This window comes from Lactobacillus sp. WILCCON 0149, assembly GCF_057197965.1.
In genome coordinates this window covers 14,857-32,709 of sequence record NZ_JBUBHO010000001.1, presented here as the reverse complement: position 1 = coordinate 32,709, position 17,853 = coordinate 14,857, and the positions used below count along the sequence as shown (strand labels likewise).

Here is a 17,853-nt window from a genome sequence, read left to right as displayed (position 1 = left end):
ATTGGGAGGAAATCATGCAGCTCAGCAACGACCAGCTTGCAAACATCGCACACGACTACTACATCAGCAAACTCAACATCGCCGAAATTTCCGCCAAGTACAACCTGTCCCGCTACCTTATTGACAAAGCTTTGAACGACGCGGAAAAGACCGGCATCGTCCAGATCAATATCAAGGAAGGAGCCAAGCGGAATCCCGGCCTGGAAAAGACCTTTCGCCAACAGTTTGGCCTCAAGGAAGCCTTTATCTTAAAGAAGCTGGAGACCAAGAACCAGGACAGCGAAAAGATCGTCAGCTTCGCGGCTGAACAGATCCAGAGCTACATGCAGTCCAGCAAAAACGTCGGCATCACCTGGGGGACGACCATGCTCGACATCATCAACTCCTTTACGGATGTCAAAAATGATGACCTGACCTTCGTCCAGCTGGTTGGCTATCCCCTCCAGGGCAGCGGGCGCAAGAATCCGCTGGAAAGCGTCGCTGCTGCCCAATGCGGGGGCCAGTTCCGCGCCCTGCCAGCTCCCCTTTACTCCTCCAACCCCGACCTGGTCAACTTGATCAAGAAGGAGCCTTTTTACGAGAAGCTGGATGAGCTCTATGACAATATGGACCTCCTGGTGGCCAGCCTGGGCACCTTGCAGGCTTTTGAAGAAGAAAGCTTCCTGCATGAAAAATACGAAAGCCTCCTCTTTAAGAACATCCACCAAAAGAACATTTCCGGCATGATCTTCGGCCGGCCATACGACCATGATGGCCACTTCTTCAGCTCAATTACTGACAAGATCATCGGCATTTCCGACCAGCAGATCGTCAAGACCCCCGTCCGCTTCGTCGTGGTCAACGACCGCTTCAAGTCTGAAGCCCTCCTGGGCGCCCTCAAGTCCGGCATCATCACCCACCTGGTCACCAGCGAAAGCATCGCTGACCGGGTCCTGCAGCTGCAAGAAGAAGGCAGCCGGTAAAAAATTAATTATTTCCACTGCTTAGCAGGCAAAAGGACCAGCTCCGAAAAAGAGCCGGTCCATTTTTCAACCGGTATAATCTGGCTATCCCCTATTTCACATGTAAAAGTCTTTCTCATTTTCTAATAATTTCCTGCCCAGTTGCTTCTTAATAAAGCAGCTTAGCTTTTCGTATAGGGTTGTAATTTAATGGCAAAAGGCTTATGATTTCTTTTGGTAAGCGCTAACAAGCGCTGCTGTGTGATTGATAGGATTATGTTTGATAGGGGGAAATATCATGCGTAAGTTTATTTTGGCTGCTGGTGCCCTGGGCCTGGCAGCTGCTTTTACCGCCTCGCCTGTCAAGGCCTGCACGACTGTAGTAGTTGGCAAGAAGGCCACGACCGACGGATCAACCCTGGTCGCCCGCAATGAAGACGTGGGCGCCTGGTCCAAGCACTTCTATGTTCACCAGGCAACCAGCAATGGCCCGACCACTTATGTTTCTGAAGACAACGGCTTCAAGACCAGCCTGCCAAAGACGGCCCTGCGCTATACCAGCACGCCAGACGGCGAGCAGGAAAATGGCCAGTGGATTTTTGGTGAGAGCGGGATCAACAGCGAAAACGTGGCCATGAGTGCTACGGAATCAGCTACGACCAACAAGAAGGGGGTGAAAGCTGACAAACTGGTCAAGAACGGGATCTCCGAAGCTTCCATGCTGGACGTGGTCCTGCCTTACATCCACTCTGCTAAGGAAGGCGTCCAGCGCCTGGGCCAGATCGTTGAAAAGCAAGGCAGCGCCGAAAACAACGGGGTCATCTTCAGCGACAAGAACGAAATCTGGTACATGGAAATCGGCTCCGGCCACACCTGGGCAGCCGTCAGAGTTCCAGACAACAAGTACGCCGTCATCCCTAACCAAATGGTGATCGGCAAGCTCAACCTCAAGGACTCTAAGAACTACATGGCTTCAAGCAACCTGGTCAAGAAGGTCAAGGCCTGGTCCAAGAACAAGAAGATCAAGCTGGCCGGCTATGCAAAAGGCACGGTCAACTACGCCAAGGCTTTTGGTACCAACGACAAGACCGACGCCATCTACAACCGGCCGAGAATGTGGGACGGGCAGAGAATCTTGACGCCAAGCAAGAAGCAGTCAATTACCAAGAAGTCCTACACCCTCTTCCTTAAGCCGGACAAGAAGGTCAGCCCAGGCAAGGTTGGCCAGGTACTTTCCTCCCACTTTACGGGAACCAAGTACTCCAGCTACGGCAAGTGGAAGGGCGGCTACCGGCCAATCAACGTGCCAACTGACGTAGAATCCCATATCCTGCAGATCAGAAACAATGTACCTAAGGAATACGCTGCTATCCAGTGGCTGGCCATGGCCTCCCCGGCGACCAGCGTCTACCTGCCCTTCTACACCAACATCAGCGACACGCCAAGCCAGTACAAGGTTGACGGCGACTACCAGGACCCGACTAATACCAAGTCTGCCTACTGGACTTACAAGACCACGGCCATGGTGGTTGAAGCATACAAGCACAAGAAGTTTATCGACAGCGCAACTGGCAAGAAGACGGACCTGATCTACAAGGACGTTAATCCAACCAAGAAGGCCGTAACTAAGCAGCTGGCGGCCAACCTGGCCCAAAGCGACAAGGCAGCCAAGACTTTGTCCGGTGACAAGCTGACGGCCTACTTGACTGAACAGAACCAGAAGAACGCTGACTACGCGCAAGGCAAGTGGCAGACCATGAACAAGAGCCTGATCGTCCACTCTAACAAGCTGGCGCCAATGACCAAATCCAAGCTCACTTTCAACAAGTAATTTTATTGCCGTAATCTCCATAGTAACTGTAAACAAGAAACATTTTAACAAGTAAAAATAGCAACATCGATATTTTAAACCGCACGAAAAAGGCAGCTCCATTCTGGAGCTGCCTTTTCACTTACAAACTTTTACTTTACTTACAAGTACTTTTCAAACTTGCTTTTAAACTTTTACCACAGGCCGATCAGCTTCATCCACAAGCCGCCGATGCCGCCGTAGACTACCAGGTAGAAGAGACCCAAAACGAAGCACATCTTCCACCAGTCAGTCTGCTTAACATAGCCTGGGGCAAAGAGGGCGGTTGCCGGCCCACATGAGTAGTGGGTGGTTGACTGGAAGATCGCCCCAGTCATCCCCAGCATGATAGCCGCAAACATTACCGGTACGCCGGCACTCTTGGCAATCAAGAGCAGCGGAGCGTACATGGCAACAACGTGAGCCGTGCCGGAGGCAAAGAGGTAGTGGCTGTAGAAGTAAACCAGAACCAGGATAGCCATGACCAGAACTGGTGACATGCCACCGATAACAGACTTGATGGAAGCCTGCAGCCATGGAATCACGCCACCCTTAAGGCTCAGTTGGTTAGCCATGAAGATCAGGATTGAGAACCAAACGACAACGTTCCAGGCACCAGTTTCGCTCAGCATGTCCTTGGTAGTCAAAACCCCGGTTACCAGCAGAAGCGCGGTTGCCAGGAAGGCTACCCAGGTAGCGTCCAGGCCGATGAAGCTGGACAGCATCCACAAGACAAGAGCCAGGATGAAGACAGCCATCATAACCTTTTCAGAGGCCTTCATGGCGCCCATTTCCTTCAACTGGCCGTCAGCCCATTCCTTAGCGTTAGGAGTTTCCTTGATCTTAGGCGGGTACATCTTGTAGATGATGATTGGCACTAAGATGAAGGAGATCAAGGCTGGCACGATAGCGGCTGCTACCCAGCCGAACCAGGAAATCTTGACCCCGTTAGCCGCTGCCAGACCAACCGCGGCCACGTTAGGAGCTGAGGCGGTCATAAAGAGGCTGGATGAGATCGTGTTGGCGTGGAATTCGTTGAAGACCAGGTAAGAACCGATCTTGTCTTCCGTACCATCAGAAACCTTGGAACCGAAGGTGTCGGACAAGGATTCGATGATTGGCAAAACGATCCCACCAGACCGGGCAGTGTTGCTTGGGGTGGCTGGTGAAACGACCAGGTCGATCATGGACAAGGAGTAGGCCAGACCCAAAGTCTTTTTACCGAAGGCCCGGACGAAGATCAAGGCGATCCGCCGGCCCAAGCCAGTCTTGGTAAAGCCCCGGGCAATCATGTAGGCCATGGCGATGGTCCATGGAGTTGAGTCAGCGAAGGCTGACAGGGCTGGCTTCATTTGGACCAGGCCCAGGCCGATGATGATGACGTAGGCGATGATAGATACCCCGGCGATTGGCAGAGGCTTGGTGATGCAGGCAATGATCGTCGCAAGGAAGATGGCGAACATGTGCCAGCCGGCAACGGTGATGGTTGCCGGACGCAAAGGAGTGAGCAGGAAGAGCCCAATTCCGATGATCAAAGGCCAGATGAAGCCTTTGTAATTAACTTTTGCTAACATTTTTTCTCCCGCTTTTTGAAAAAGACTATTCTTCCGGCTTAGTCCGGTCGATGTTGGTCATGGCCATGTAGTCCATCCATTCATCGTATTGTTCTTCAGTTACCTTGCCGCTCTTGAGGGCAGCTTCCTTCAAGGTCGTGCCTTCGCGTTGAGCAGTTTGGGCGATTACGGCAGCTTCGTGGTAGCCGATCTTTGGTGACAGAGCAGTAACAGTCATCAAGGAGTTTTCCAGCAGGTCGTCCATTCTTTGTTCGTTGACAGTCAAACCGTGGATCATCTTGTCAGCGAAGCCAGTGATAGTGCCGGCCAGGATTTCAGCTGATTCCAGGAAGGCAGCGATCATGACAGTCTTGAAGACGTTCATTTCGAAGTTGCCTTGGCTGGCAGCGAAGTTGATGGTTACGTCGTTGCCCAATACGCGGGCTACAGCCATGGTTACGGCTTCAGCTTGTGTTGGGTTAACCTTGCCTGGCATGATTGATGAGCCTGGTTCGTTGGCTGGGATGTTCAGTTCACCGTAGCCGGCACGTGGGCCAGAAGCCAGGAAGCGGATGTCTTGGGCAATCTTGAACATGTCGTTGGCCAAAGTCTTGAAGGCGCCGTGCATTACGCTCAAAGCTGAGTGGTGAGCCAGGCCCCAGAACTTGTTGGTATCAACCTTGAATTCGTGGCCGTAAACTTCTGACAGCTTGCCGGCGATTGCTTCAGTCATGCCTGGAGCAGCGTTCAAGCCAGTACCTACGGCAGTACCACCGATAGCCAATTCGTAAAGGCTTGGCTTCAATTCTTGGATGTAGGCCAGGTCATGCTTCAAGGCTGAGATGTAGCCGGAAACTTCTTGGCCGAAAGTCAAAGGAGTAGCGTCTTGCAGGTGGGTGCGGCCAACCTTGACAGTCTTCCAGTACTTGTCTTGCTTTACCTTAAGTTCGTCAATCAAGTGTTGAATAGCTGGTTCCAGCTTGTCGACAGCTTCAACGGCAACGATGTTCATTGCAGTTGGGTAAGTGTCGTTTGAGCTTTGGCCACGGTTGACGTCATCGTTTGGCAGGATGTTCAAGCCTGGGTGAAGCTTGTTAGCCAGGTTGGCAACAACTTCGTTGACGTTCATGTTGGTTTGAGTACCTGAACCAGTTTGCAATACGTGAAGTGGGAAGTCCTTGCGCAAGTCTTCGTCGCTAAGAGCCAGCAATTGGTCGATAGCTTCTTCGATTGCTTGTCCCTTTTCAGCTGGTTCATCGCCAACTTCAACGTTTGATTCAGCAGCAGCCTTCTTCAAGTGCAGGAAAGCACGGATGATAGCCAATGGCATCAATTCGCCGGATGGGAAGTTGTTGCGGCTTCTTTCAGTTTGCGGGCCCCAGAGAGCTTCCTTAGGAATCTTAACTTCACCGATCGTGTCTGATTCAATACGGTATTCTTGTTCTGCCATCTTACAAATCTCCTTACAATAAACTTTTACAAAAATCTTGCTTAACTACTTGCATTATATAACGGCTTTTTTGAATTTTGTTAAAAATGACACAGCTTTTTGTTGTTTTTTAAAGAATTTCAAGGGCTGTCTATTTTTTGAAATTTGAACAATTTTTTGGCAAAATTCTTAAAATGTAAAAGTTTTCAAGCTGAAGTAAGCGGTTGCTAGAAGTATTTCGCAATTTAATTTGACGTAGGGAAAATTTTTTGGCCTATTTTTTACAGGGAGTTAATGAAAAATGTAACTTGTGAAATGTTCATTTGCTAAAAGTGATTTAGACAGTTCCTTCTTATAATAATACGCTTTCACTGTTCTTAAGAAGAATGCGCAAAATGAGCATAGCGGAAAAAACAGATTTTTTCAGTCATACATCCCCCGGCACAAACGCAAAAATACAAGGAAGACAAAAAGCTCCAGAAGTTGCTAAACGCTTCTGGAGCTCTTTGTTTATGGACTGATTTTTAGGAAATCAGGACTTACTTTTCCTGCTTTCTTTTCTTAAAGCTGAAGCCAAAGAGAGAAATACCTGCCAGCAGAGAAAGAATACCTGCCAAGAAGCCGGTCTTAGCGTCCTTCTCACCGGTTTGCGGGAGCTGAGCCGCGGCTGGAGTCTTTGCTGCGGAAGCAGACTTAGCAACAGCTTCAGCGGCTGGTGCTTTTGCAGCTGACTTAGTCACAGGAGCTGGAGTCTTAGCAGCTGACTTAGTTGCTGGCTCTTCATCCGTGTTCACTATAGTCACAACGTCACCGCCGTCAGTATCTTCATCTGTATCAGCTGGTTCTTCAGTATCAGTTGGTTCAGTAGATGGTTCTGCGGACGGCTCGGTAGTCGGTTCTGTCGTTGGCTCAGTAGACGGTTCGGTCGATGGTTCCGTATTTGGCTCTGTTGATGGCTCAGTACTTGGCTTAGTAGATGGATCCGTTGACGGTTCTGTACTTGGTTTAGTTGGTTCTTCCGTCGGAGTCGTCGGTTCAGTCGGCTTAGTCGGTTCCGTTGGAGTCGTCGGCTCAGTCGGTGTGGTAGGTTCAGTCGGTTTAGTCGGTTTAGTCGGTTCAGTCGGCTTGCTTGGCTCCGTTGGACTCGTCGGTTCAGTCGGCTTAGTCGGTTCTGTTGGGGTCGTTGGCTTGGTTGGCTCAGTCGGTTCCGTTGGGGTCGTTGGCTTAGTCGGCTCCGTTGGAGTTGTTGGTTCCGTTGGACTCGTTGGCTTGGTCGGCTCTGTTGGCTTAGTCGGTTCCGTTGGGGTCGTTGGCTCGGTTGGCTCCGTTGGAGTCGTCGGTTCTGTTGGCTGTGTTGCCTCCAAGGCAGCCAGGCGGGCCTTAGCCAGGTTCAAAGCGTGCAGAGTTGCGGCTACTCTTGCCTTGGCTTTCGTCAACGTTTCCTTCTTATCCGCCAAATCAGCTTCTGCCGCGGTCAAAGCAGCTTGAGTGCTTGCCGCATTAGCCTTAGCGTCTTCAACTGCCTGGTCTTCCTTTTCTGTAGAAGTTGACAGCTTGGCACTTTCTTCTGCCTTAAGAGCAAGTTCACTGACTTGAGCATCAGCATTTGCCTTTGCCTCTGCAGCCGCAGTTTCTGCAGTCTCTGCTTGAACCTTTGCTGCCTGCAGGTCAGCCAGCTTTTGCTTAGCGGTTGCCAATTCAGATTGTGCCGTTTGACTGGCCGCATTAGCAGTGGTCACTTTTGCCGTAGCATCTTCTACCGCGGCATTTGCGTCAGCTGCAGCTTTTTCTGCATCCCCGACTGCCGTTTCAGCCGCGTCAACACTAGCTTGCGCGCTTTGCAAATTCTTCGCGCTCTCTTCAGCCTCTGCCTTAGCAGCCTCCAGCTTGGCGGTCAAATCTGCCACCTTACTTTCTGCTGCCTGCAAAGCCTCTGCCGTGCTCTTTACTTCGGCTTCAGCGGTACTTGCTGCTTCAGTCTTTTCCTTTAAAGCTGCCTGCTTTTCCGTCAAAGCAGTCTGAGCGCTGGTCAATGCCGTTTGTGCTGTTGCCGTTTCTGCCTTGGCCGCGCTCAAAGCAGTCTCTGCCTTAGTCGCCAGATCTTGCGCCTTGGTCAAAGCCTCCGTCTTAGCTGCCGTCGTTTCCTGGGCAGCAGCGTAGGCTTCTTGTGCCTTCTTTACAGCTTCATCTGCCGCGGCCACTTTATCTTTTGCCGCCTGCAGATTACTATTAGCCGTCTCTAGATTGCTAGTCGCGGTAGCTAGATATTTCTTTTCTGGTTCCAGGTAAATGTACTGGTATTGGTCCCGCGCGCCTTCTTTTTTAGACAGGTCAGTCATCGCGTCAATTACCTTCTGCCGATCCCCTGTCCCTAATGCCGGAACTTCGTATTCAGTTGATGTGTCATTAGTGAAGCTGACTGAGTTAAAGTGGATCTGCAGGTAGTGATCGATCGACACGCCCAAGTATTCCGTTCTGGTTGGGTTGGCAAAAAGGAAGGCCTTCATGTGGCCCCAATTTGACCCGGAGTCGTCAACAAGGCAGCCCAAGATTGATTCATAGATCGCCTGCTTAAGCTTGTTCATGCTGATCGTGCCAGTGTAGGCCTGCATATTTGTAGTTGCGTTTCTGACTGCCGTGTATTCAGCAAGATTCTTGGTCTTTTCATCTTGCGTGTAATTCAGCCAGACAAAACCGTTGGTCGCGTTCTCTGATTCGCTGTTGCTATAGATGCCGCGGCTGCTGTAGTCCATTGCTACTCTGTTTAATGCCAGCACGTCGTGGCCTCTAGTCCCCAGCAGCCAGTGGTCGGCATCATATTCTTTTGCTACGTCACTGGAATATTGCACTGAATTCTGGCTGACCTTGTAAGCCTTCCGGCCATTGGCCTCGCGCAGCGGATTGATCAGGAAAGCCGCGTACAAAGTCAGTTCCTTAGCGTCATCCGCGTTCATCACCTGACCGTCGACAAATTCCACCTTCCGGCCTTCATCAGCGGCCGCGGAAATATAGCGGTTGTTGTAGGTGAAGCCTGGCAGGCCCTTTTGCCCAACTTCGTACAGCTTCTGGGCCGCTGCCGCCTTGCTATTTTCGTCAGCAGCATAGTATTCCTTAGCCGCCTCTAAAAAGCCGTCTGGCAAAACAATCTTGTTGACGTCGCCTTCTGCCGTTTTGGTGGCTTGAAGATTGGCTTCCGCGTCAGTTACAGCCTTTTGGTAAGTATTCTCAAAAGTATTCTGCCGCTCTTCCGTCAAATTCTTGTGGTAGTTATAAGCGGCTTGCGCGGTCTTGACCTTCTTTTCTAAATCCGGAACTTCGCCGCTGTATAAAACTTCAGTTGCCACTTCGGTATCTACGGCAGACTTGGCTTTTGCTTCGTCATTGACGGCCGCGGTCTGCTCTGTCTCTGCCGCAGTCTTGGCAATTTGTGCATCATCGTAAGCCTTTTGAGCTGCTTCTTGGTTGGCTGTCTTTTGGTCAGCATTGGCCTTGGCTGAATCGTAGACAGTTTGAGCTTGATCAGCTGCTTTTTGGGCCTCTTCTTCTGCTGCCTTGGCCGTTTCCTGGGCCTTTACCGCATCATCATTGGCCTTTTGAACTGTACTTGCCTCTTCGCTCGCGTTTTGCAAATCTTGCTCGTTCTTCGCTACGGCAGTATGTGTTGAGTTTGCTTGGTCAGTCGCCTTTGCTAAGTTTTCTTGCGCGTTTTTAAGATTAGCAGCAGCCTTGTCTTTAGCCGCGGACTTTTGCGCCGCCTGGCTTTGAGCCGTTTCTTGAGCTTGAGCGGCGGAAGCTGCCTGCTCTTTGGCTTGCTCTGCTGCCTCTTCCTTTTGGCTGACCTCTTTTGCCTGCTCGCTGGCCGCTTGGCTGGCAGCAGCTGAATTATTCCGCGCGTCCTGGAGGGCTTGCCCTGCCTTAGTTTGCGCTTCTTTTGCCTGGTCTAAATTGGCTTGATCAGCGGCTTGAGTGGTCTTGTTTGCCTCTGTAGTTTTAGCAGCTTCTGCTTGCGCGTCTTGAGCCGTGGTCAAATCGGCCTGGGCAGCTTCATTGGCCTTTTGCGCCTCATTGACGGCACTTTCCTGGTCAGCAACCGCGCTTTGCGCTTGGTCTGCTGCCTGTTGAGCCTGCGTGTTTTCTGCTTCAGCCGTCTTAACGTTCTCTTGCGCCGTCTTCAAGTCATCCTGGCTGGAACTAGCCTGCACGTCATTAGTGGCCGCGCTGACTGGCTGCGGTAAGTTTGCCGCGCCCAGGCTGACTGCCCCAATACCAGCAGCCGCAACTGCCGCCATCTGCTTGATCCGGGTCTCGCTTCTCGCTTTCATGTTTTTCCCCTTTTCACTCTTAAATAGTAAAATCACATATATATTTAATTATAAAGGATGGAGATATCCCCGGAAAAGTGGGAAGTATCGGAAAAATAAAGATTCTTTTATCTATTAGAAAGGCAAAAATATCATCAAAATGCAATAAAGCTGCTAAACTATTTTCGCCCAAAGGATCTGTAATTAGCTTATAATTTTAGTTAAACCGTCTGAAAAAAGAGCCTTTACAGGCCAACTTGTGCTAGGCTTGTGATTGCGAAAGGAAGTTTTTTATCATGGCAAGAATGTCGCGCAGACAGTACCAAGAAAGACAAGAACAAACCGCGCAAAAACAGACGCGGCAGGCAAACCCTAATTCTGTTCCCCGCCTGGATACTGACGGGGCTTCAAGAAGCGAGCAGAAGGTCCGGCTCAACTTCTGGCAGATCTTCGCTGACCGCCCATACGTCACGGTCATCATGATCAGCCTGGCCATCTTCTGCATCCTGGCCAAGTGGTGGATTGGCCTGGCCATCATCATCGTCTTGACCATCGCCGGCATCTTCGTGATCGGCCGCTCCCACCACCCTAACCGGGTTCTCAGTCTGGAATTCAAGCTCAAGGCCTCCCGCAAGCTGAGCATGATCAAGGCCCTGCAGCTTCTGGGTTCAACCATCATGTTCCTGGCCGCCTACATGCGGCAGATCGTCAGCGTTGACTTCACCAGCGCCGGGACAACCGACAGTTTGACCGTCGTTCAGAACATGCTCTCCAGTCAGGGGACTTTCGGCCAGCAAGGGTCCTACTTTTTGAACCTCTTCAATCAGCTGACCGGGGGCTCTCTTTGGGGGACCTACCGCTACGCCACTAACAGCTCGCAGATGATGAACTCCACTGCCGGTACCATGATCATCCTCTGGATCTTCCTCTTGATGATCGCCCCAGCCTTCTGCGTTTTGTCCCAGTTCTTCAGAGAGCCTTACTCCCGGCACGTGATGACGGTGGCCTCCTTGATCTCCACCATCTCCTTTGCCTTGACGCCAACTCTGATGAACCGTTGGGTCATCTCATATGCCGTGGAAAACCAGATGAGCCAGGCTGCAGCGGAAAAGGCTGTCCAGGTCGGCAGCATGGTCTACCCGGCCATCATCTCCGCCGTCTTTGTCCTCGTCCTGGCTATCTACCGGGAGATCAAACGAGATGAATTTGAATAGCAATGAAAAAAGCTTCAGTATTGCTTTACTGAAGCTTTTTTGCTTGATTCTAAATCTACATTTCCTAGCCCAGCAATTTCTGGTACAAGGCGTAAGTCCGGGCGTCGTAGGCCACCATGATGACCCGCATTTCGTAATCCTTGTGTTCTCTCAGCCACTTGCGGACCTCACCGAAGGCCACCTTGCTGGCCGCGTCCAGCGGATAGCCGTAGACCCCGGTTGAAATCGCGGAAAAAGCGACCGAGTGCAGGCCGTTTTCCTTGGCCACCCGCAGGCTGTTTCTGTAGCAGGCAGCCAAAAGCAGAGGATCGCTATGCGAACCCGAGTAAACCGGCCCTACAGTATGGATGATGTACTTGGCCGGCAGGTTAAAGCCTGGCGTGATCTTTGCCTCACCCGTCTCGCAGCTGCCCAGGGCTCGGCAGGCCTCATTTAATTTTGGTCCCGCTGCCCGGTGGATGGCCCCATCGACGCCGCCACCTCCCCGCAATTCCCGGTTAGCCGCGTTGACGATCGCGTCCACCTTCAAAGTCGTGATATCTCCTTGCCAGATTTCCAAATTCATTAGTCTTTTTCGTCCTCCTCTAAGTACATTTCCCGGAACTTTTCCAAATCAGCCTGCTTGAAGCCCAGTTTTCTGGTAAAAAATTTGTCAAAACTGCCCCAGCCCTGCCGGATAGTCTCCGTGATTCCTTTAACCGCCGGACCTTCACCCCGGGTCACGTTCATCTTCGCGATCACCTGCGACAGCTTCTCATTAGTCGGATGCTGCTTCTCAATGGAAAAATCGTACAGCTCATCCGTCAGCAAATAGTCCTCAGCGATCGTCTTGTCGTCTACGCCCAGGGCCATCAAGATCAAAATACTGATGATCCCCGTCCGGTCCTTCCCGGCCGCGCAGTGGTAGACCAAAGCCTGGTCCTCCGGCAGTTTCAGCAGCTCCTCAAAAACCCGCTTGATCCCCTCTTCTGAGTGCTCATTTAACAAAACCTGCTGGTAAATCTTGGGCAGGTAGTCGTCAAATTCCGGCAGATGGTGGAAAAAGTGCAAGAAAGGATGGGCCTGGTTGAAGCGGTCCCCTTCAGCATAAAGGCCAATATTCACAAAACGGACCCCCGGCCAGGTCTGGTCCGGATACCCTTTTTGCTCCCGGCTGGACCGCAGGTCACAGTCCACCGTAATGTGCAGGTTGGCCAGAATCACCCGGTCCTTGGTCGACAGCTCGTTTAAAGCCGCCGACCGGTAGATCTTCCGCCACTTGACCCGGCGGCCGTCCAAGCCTTGATAGCCGCCCAGGTCACGGAAGTTGACCGGCATGTCCAGCTCAATCACCCTTTGCATCTCCATTCTGCATCCCTCTTTTCCAAAAATCCGCGAAAATTTCTTCTACCCTCCATTTTAGTTTTCCCGTAATTTTTTGGCAAAAAAACCGCCCCAGCCAAAGGCGGAGCGGTAAAAAATCTTATTCCAAAAACTTGTCCCTAAGCCGGTCCAAATCTCCTTGGCCAAAGCCCAGGCTGGCAAAGTAGCGGTCAAAGCCGCCCCAGGTCTGCCGGATCGTTTCCGTAATCCCATAAAAAGCCGTCTGGCTGACCTGGGTCTGGTTCATCTTGGCAATCTGCTTGCCCAAGCGGTCATTTTCATCCGCCTCATCCCAGTCCCGGCTGTATTCCCGGCTGAGCAGGTAGTCCCGCAGGATCTCCCGGTCATCCAGGCCTAAGGCCATCAAGACGATCACCGACACCATCCCGGTCCGGTCCTTGCCCATGGAGCAGTGGTAGAGCAAGGCATCGTCATCTTCCAAAGCCAGCATCTCCTTAAAAATCTCCCGCATCACCAGGCCCGTTCTGGGAGCGACAAGATTCTGCTGGTAGATCATGGCCAGGTAGGACAATTTGGGCAGCTTGCTGGAATACTTCTCCCAGGCTGCCTCAGCTTCTTCCTCTTCATCCCCGCTCTCGCTGTAAAAGTGGGCGTCGATCAGTTTGGCCCCTGGCCAGAGCTTGTCAGGGAAGTTGTCCTGCTCATGCCGGGAGCGCAGATCGCAGTCCACCACAATCTTCCGCCGGGCCAGTTCCGCCTGGTCAGCCTTGGTCAAGTAGCTCAAGGAACCCGACCGGTAGAGCCGGCCCCACTTGACAGTCCGGCCGTCCTGGCTCTTGTAGCCGCCCAAATCCCGGCAGTTGTAGCCGGCTTCCAATTTTACGATCCGCTTTGGCATTTTTTATCCCGAATCATAAAACTTACTAAATCTTGATAATCACATCAGTATTGGTAAGTTTTTCTGATATTCCTTTCTAGTGAAATCTATGGGTAGATTCAACTTGGCAAAAGAAATCAGATTTTTAACCTTTTGAAGTTAAGGTCAGTGAGTACGGTTGGCTGTCAAACAACGCCAAATGGCGTCATCCAATAGCTTTTTATCTGCCCCACTGGAAACTTTTAGCATGGCAGTCTTGAAGGCATCTTGCCCGCAAAAAAAGCAGGCAAGCATATCGTGATGCCTTCTCGAAGCAGTCAAGCCGCGATTTTAATACCCCGAACTGAGTTCGTTAAAGCTGACTGCTCTTACATGCTAGAGCCTTCAACTTTGTAGTATTACTTGCTTTATGCTTCTTTTATCCGACTGTCAAGAATCTCCTTAACTCGCTTATAAGGCGTGTAAAGCGTGATTTCTTCGTCAGTTAATCTACTCAATATATTTTTTGCAGCGGCGATGTTCGCATTCATCTCGCCGCATTTCTTGCATTTAGTCAGTTCATGATGACTGCCGTATCTTTCTTCAAAATGCTGCCTGCAGATCGGACAGTACTGAGAAGTATATGCCGGATTGACATCATGAGTTTCAATCGAGTTCTTGCTTGAAAGATATTCAATGCGTTCATCCAACTGGCCCTTAGTCCATGAATTCAAGCGCTTGCGCATCTTTTTTGCGAATCTGCTGTTATCTGATTTGACGCCTTTTTCTTTTACGAACGTCAAATCTTCCTTGGCAATGACTGCTGGATGCTCTGTCTCAATCATCCTGTTTATCGCACAGTTGATAAAGCTTTTGACATTTTCTTGCGCTGAGCGGTAGCTCTTGCCATACGACTTTCTGCCGATATTGTTCTGCTCCAGATTCTTAAGCTTGCCAAGCAGTTTTCTTTTCTTCTTCGAAGCTGTCTTAGACAAAGGTTTGTCTGCCTTTTCCAGTTGCTCAAGCTGCTGATTGAGCAGCCAGCGCAAACTCATATAAGGCTGCCGATTTGCGTTTCGCTTGCCGTACTTGTCAACGATGGCATTGGCAAGCTTGCTGAAGTTTTTACCATATTCATTGCCGCTGCTGCAGGAAAGCAAGGTGGCAAGCCCCTTGTCAATGCCGATCGCCTTCTTTGAATTGTTACTGTAACGCTTGCTAGTGATCAGCTTATGAACTTCGAGGCGCTGCTTGATGCGGTCAAGCACTACTGTGATATCGCCGGTGCGTGGATAACTCCACGGGCTGGTCATCTCCACAGAAAACTGCTTTCTAGGCACGTCTGAACTGAATGAAAAAATATTTCCCTCAAATGCCCAATTCAAGTCACACTTCATGCTAGAGCCAAGCTTGCCCGACTTGCGTGCCCGGTAGTGATAGCGGTACGTAATCCGGCGCAGGTAGCCGTACGCATGCTTGATTTGCTTGTCTTTCAGCTTAGTTTCTATCTCGGCAAGAGATTCGGCATATTCTTCCGGCAAATCGATTGGCTTGTGAAGAAGAACGGCTTGCCATGCACTTTTAAATTTCAAGATAAAGAACAAAAGGTGGCGCTGATCTGCAGAAAGATTTTCATTTCCTTGGATCACTTTCTTCAAGCGGTTAGCCAGATTCGACCACATACTTTTTATGTTGGCGCATGCTTCACGGAGAGCGCCTACCCAGTGCTTGGTCTGAAAGTTGTAGACTGTTTCCAGCTTTCCTTTTGCGCCTTTAACTGGCTTGTCCCACTTGCGAACTTGGTTGCGCAGGGCCTGCCAGCTATTAACCGCAAGCATCGACTTGATGCCGCAGTAGCGGTTCAAAAAGAAATGCCGACATCTGCCGTATCTTTCAAAGAAGTCGGACATTCTGGCAAATTCTTCATCGCTTAACTTTTTGGAGTAGACTCTAACTGTCTTGGGCTGAGTCTTTTTCACTGTCTGCTTGATTGAAGAGCTTTTTGCTTTCTTGGATGACTCTTGCATTCTGATGCGACCTCTTTCCATACAGCTTAGCTGAGAAAACAGTGATTATAGATAAAACGTCTTCTACAAGTTCTGAATTTGGATCAACGTTGTCTGTCTGATTGATGACAACTAGCTCTACGTCGTTTGCCTGGCAGATCGTCTCAATCATTTCAAAGCCAAAACGAACAAGTCGGTCTTGGTAATTTACCACGACTCGCTCGCACTGCTTCTTGCAGATCATGTTGATCAGCTCTGTCAAGCCCTTTTTCTTATAGTTGAGACCAGATCCAACGTCTTGAATGATCTTAAACTGATAGCCATTGACTTCGCAATATCTGGACACCACGTCCTTCTGCCTTTGGAGATCTTCTTTTTGATGACCAGAAGAAACCCGGCAATAGCCGATGGTCAGTAGCTTCTTAGGCTTAGATGCCTTCACATTTCCTTGCAGAACTTCATCTAGCATTTCTTTAGTGTAGCGACGTTGATTGGAGGCGGTTCTAAGCGGCGTAATCAATCCCTCAGCTTCCCAATTGCGGAGAGTTGACTTGGCAACGTTAAGGTACTCAGCTGCTTTTGATATGGACATGTATTCGCTCATCGTTTCTTCCTTCCAATCTTTCGATATAGATATTATATCAAGAATTGGTAAGAAACGTTGCTATTTAGCATCGGATGAAATGAATAATTGTTAGCAGTCACACCCTTCATCCTGTCAAAAACTAAAAATCTTTACCGTGGGCAAAGACCCGGGTGGCCAGAACCGCCCGCTGCCAGCCCGCATAGAGCCGGTCTCTTTCCTCTGCTTCCATCTTCGGTTCAAAGGCAGCCCCGGTCTTGGCAATCTCTTTCAAGCTGCTTACATCTTCCCAGTAGCCGACGGCCAAACCAGCCAAAAAGGCTGCCCCCAGGCCAGTGGTTTCCAAATCCGCTGCCCGCTCAATCTTCTTGCCTAAAAGGTCAGCCTGGAACTGGAGGAGGTAGTTGTTGTTTGAAGCCCCGCCGTCGACTCTGAGAACTGGAATTTCAATCCCCGAGTCCTTCTGCATGGTATCGACCACATCCCTGGTCTGGTAGGCCAATGATTGCAGGGTCGCCTTGATCAAGTCCTTGTCACTGCTGCCTCTGGTCAGGCCAAAAATCGCCCCCCGGGCTTCACTGTCCCAGTATGGTGCCCCCAAGCCGGTAAAGGCAGGAACCACGTAGACTTCATTGGCATCTTTTGATTCCAGCGCCGCCTGCTCAGATTCTGGGGCTGAGTTCAGCAGCTTGACTGAGTCCCGCAGCCACTGAATGGCTGACCCGGCCACGAAGACGGACCCTTCCAAAGCATAGTTTACTTGATCGCCCAGCTTGTAGCCAATCGTCGTCAGCAAATTGTTCTTGGATTCGATCGGTTCCTCCCCCGTGTTCATCACGATGAAGGACCCGGTCCCGTAGGTGTTCTTGACCATCCCCGGCTTGACGGCCAATTGGCCAAACAAGGCAGCCTGCTGGTCCCCGGCCATCCCGGCAATCGACACTCTGCCCCCGAAGAACTGGTATGGGTCGGTTTCCCCGTAAACTTCAGAATTTGATTTAACTTCCGGCAGCATGGCCCGCGGAATCTTCAGCAAATCCAGGATCTCCTGGTCCCAGGTCAAGTCATGAATGTTAAAGAGCATGGTCCGGCTGGCATTGGTGCAGTCAGTTACATGGACCCGCCCCCGGGTCAGTTTCCAAACCAGCCAGGTGTCGATCGTGCCAAAAAGGAGCTCCCCTTTTTCTGCCCGCTCCTGGGCTCCTTCCACATGGTCTAAAATCCAGCGGATCTTCGTGGCGGAAAAGTAAGGGTCGATCACCAGTCCCGTCTTTTGCCGGATCATATCGCTATAGCCGTCTTTAACCAGCTGCTCAGCGATTTCGCTGGTCTGCCGGGACTGCCAGACAATAGCCGGGTAGATTGGCCGGCCAGTCTCCTTGTCCCAGACCACCGTGGTTTCTCTTTGGTTGGTGATCCCGATGGCCGCCAGCTGGTCCGGCCGGATGCTTGAATTGATCAAGGCCGTTGAAGTCGTGATCTGGACCGCGTTCCAGATTTCTTCAGCCTGGTGCTCTACCCAGCCGGGCTTGGGGAAGTACTGGGTGAATTCCCGGGCCACGCTGGCCACCTGCTCGCCGGCGCGGTTGAAGATGATTGCCCTGGTTGAGGTCGTCCCCTCGTCGATTGCCAAAATGTATTGTTCGCTCATGTTTTCTTCCTTTAAACTTATCCTTTTTTGCTTTACTTACTGCTTTTTCGCCGTTTTTGCGAAAACGCTTACCATTTAAGTCTAAGCCAGTTTGTGAAAAATGCAAGCTAAAAGGACCTGGTCTTTAGATTATTATTTTTCTCCCTT

At 50.8% G+C, this 17,853-nt stretch carries 12 protein-coding genes; 3 read left to right on the top strand and 9 right to left on the bottom strand.

Translation table 11 applies throughout. The annotated features are described in order from the left end of the window. The first annotated feature begins 14 nt into the window (after positions 1 to 14). Together ACYVUV_RS00125 and ACYVUV_RS00120 are read left to right on the top strand one after the other, a co-directional pair. The gene (locus tag ACYVUV_RS00125) at positions 15 to 962 is read left to right on the top strand and encodes a sugar-binding transcriptional regulator (RefSeq protein WP_439774985.1); all 948 of its coding nucleotides are present in this window, start codon (positions 15 to 17) and stop codon (positions 960 to 962) included. A gap of 277 nt (positions 963 to 1,239) precedes the next feature. After that, complete coding sequence (locus ACYVUV_RS00120; protein ID WP_484498850.1) at positions 1,240 to 2,772, top strand: C69 family dipeptidase; 1,533 nt, start codon at positions 1,240 to 1,242, stop codon at positions 2,770 to 2,772. A 173-nt stretch (positions 2,773 to 2,945) separates the two neighbouring features. Here ACYVUV_RS00120 and ACYVUV_RS00115 read toward each other — a convergent pair whose 3' ends face one another. From ACYVUV_RS00115 to ACYVUV_RS00105, 3 genes are all read right to left on the bottom strand, one after another. Beyond that, a complete protein-coding gene (locus ACYVUV_RS00115) occupies positions 2,946 to 4,364 on the bottom strand; it encodes a DASS family sodium-coupled anion symporter (RefSeq protein WP_439774987.1) in 1,419 nt (472 codons plus the stop codon). A 25-nt stretch (positions 4,365 to 4,389) separates the two neighbouring features. Then, positions 4,390 to 5,793, bottom strand: coding sequence for a class II fumarate hydratase (locus tag ACYVUV_RS00110; protein ID WP_439774988.1), 1,404 nt, complete (start codon positions 5,791 to 5,793; stop codon positions 4,390 to 4,392). A 518-nt stretch (positions 5,794 to 6,311) separates the two neighbouring features. Then, positions 6,312 to 10,094 carry an LPXTG cell wall anchor domain-containing protein gene (locus tag ACYVUV_RS00105; RefSeq protein WP_484498849.1) on the bottom strand — a complete coding sequence of 1,261 codons (3,783 nt, stop codon included), beginning with the start codon at positions 10,092 to 10,094 and terminating at the stop codon, positions 6,312 to 6,314. 275 nt (positions 10,095 to 10,369) lie between these two features. Between ACYVUV_RS00105 and ACYVUV_RS00100 the strand changes: the two genes are divergently transcribed. After that, on the top strand, positions 10,370 to 11,287 hold the full coding sequence (locus ACYVUV_RS00100) for a cytochrome C5 (RefSeq protein WP_439775900.1): 918 nt from the start codon (positions 10,370 to 10,372) through the stop codon (positions 11,285 to 11,287). A 64-nt stretch (positions 11,288 to 11,351) separates the two neighbouring features. Here ACYVUV_RS00100 and ACYVUV_RS00095 read toward each other — a convergent pair whose 3' ends face one another. The 6 genes from ACYVUV_RS00095 to glpK all read right to left on the bottom strand — a co-directional run bounded on the left by ACYVUV_RS00095 (position 11,352) and on the right by glpK (position 17,706). Then, complete coding sequence (locus ACYVUV_RS00095) at positions 11,352 to 11,852, bottom strand: O-acetyl-ADP-ribose deacetylase (RefSeq protein WP_003620452.1); 501 nt, start codon at positions 11,850 to 11,852, stop codon at positions 11,352 to 11,354. Next, the gene (locus ACYVUV_RS00090; protein ID WP_439775901.1) at positions 11,852 to 12,634 is read right to left on the bottom strand and encodes a tyrosine-protein phosphatase; all 783 of its coding nucleotides are present in this window, start codon (positions 12,632 to 12,634) and stop codon (positions 11,852 to 11,854) included. Before ACYVUV_RS00090 ends, ACYVUV_RS00095 begins: the two co-directional genes overlap by 1 nt. 115 nt (positions 12,635 to 12,749) lie before the next feature. Continuing rightward, on the bottom strand, positions 12,750 to 13,508 hold the full coding sequence (locus tag ACYVUV_RS00085; RefSeq protein ID WP_439775902.1) for a tyrosine-protein phosphatase: 759 nt from the start codon (positions 13,506 to 13,508) through the stop codon (positions 12,750 to 12,752). Positions 13,509 to 13,894: 386 nt separating this feature from the next. Then, on the bottom strand, positions 13,895 to 15,493 hold the full coding sequence (locus ACYVUV_RS00080; RefSeq protein WP_484498848.1) for an RNA-guided endonuclease TnpB family protein: 1,599 nt from the start codon (positions 15,491 to 15,493) through the stop codon (positions 13,895 to 13,897). Beyond that, entirely contained in the window at positions 15,417 to 16,076 is a 660-nt protein-coding gene (locus tag ACYVUV_RS00075; protein WP_484498847.1) for an IS607 family transposase, read from the bottom strand. Before ACYVUV_RS00075 ends, ACYVUV_RS00080 begins: the two co-directional genes overlap by 77 nt. A gap of 121 nt (positions 16,077 to 16,197) precedes the next feature. Continuing rightward, positions 16,198 to 17,706, bottom strand: coding sequence for a glycerol kinase GlpK (glpK, locus tag ACYVUV_RS00070; RefSeq protein WP_439776284.1), 1,509 nt, complete (start codon positions 17,704 to 17,706; stop codon positions 16,198 to 16,200). Positions 17,707 to 17,853 lie beyond the last annotated feature (147 nt).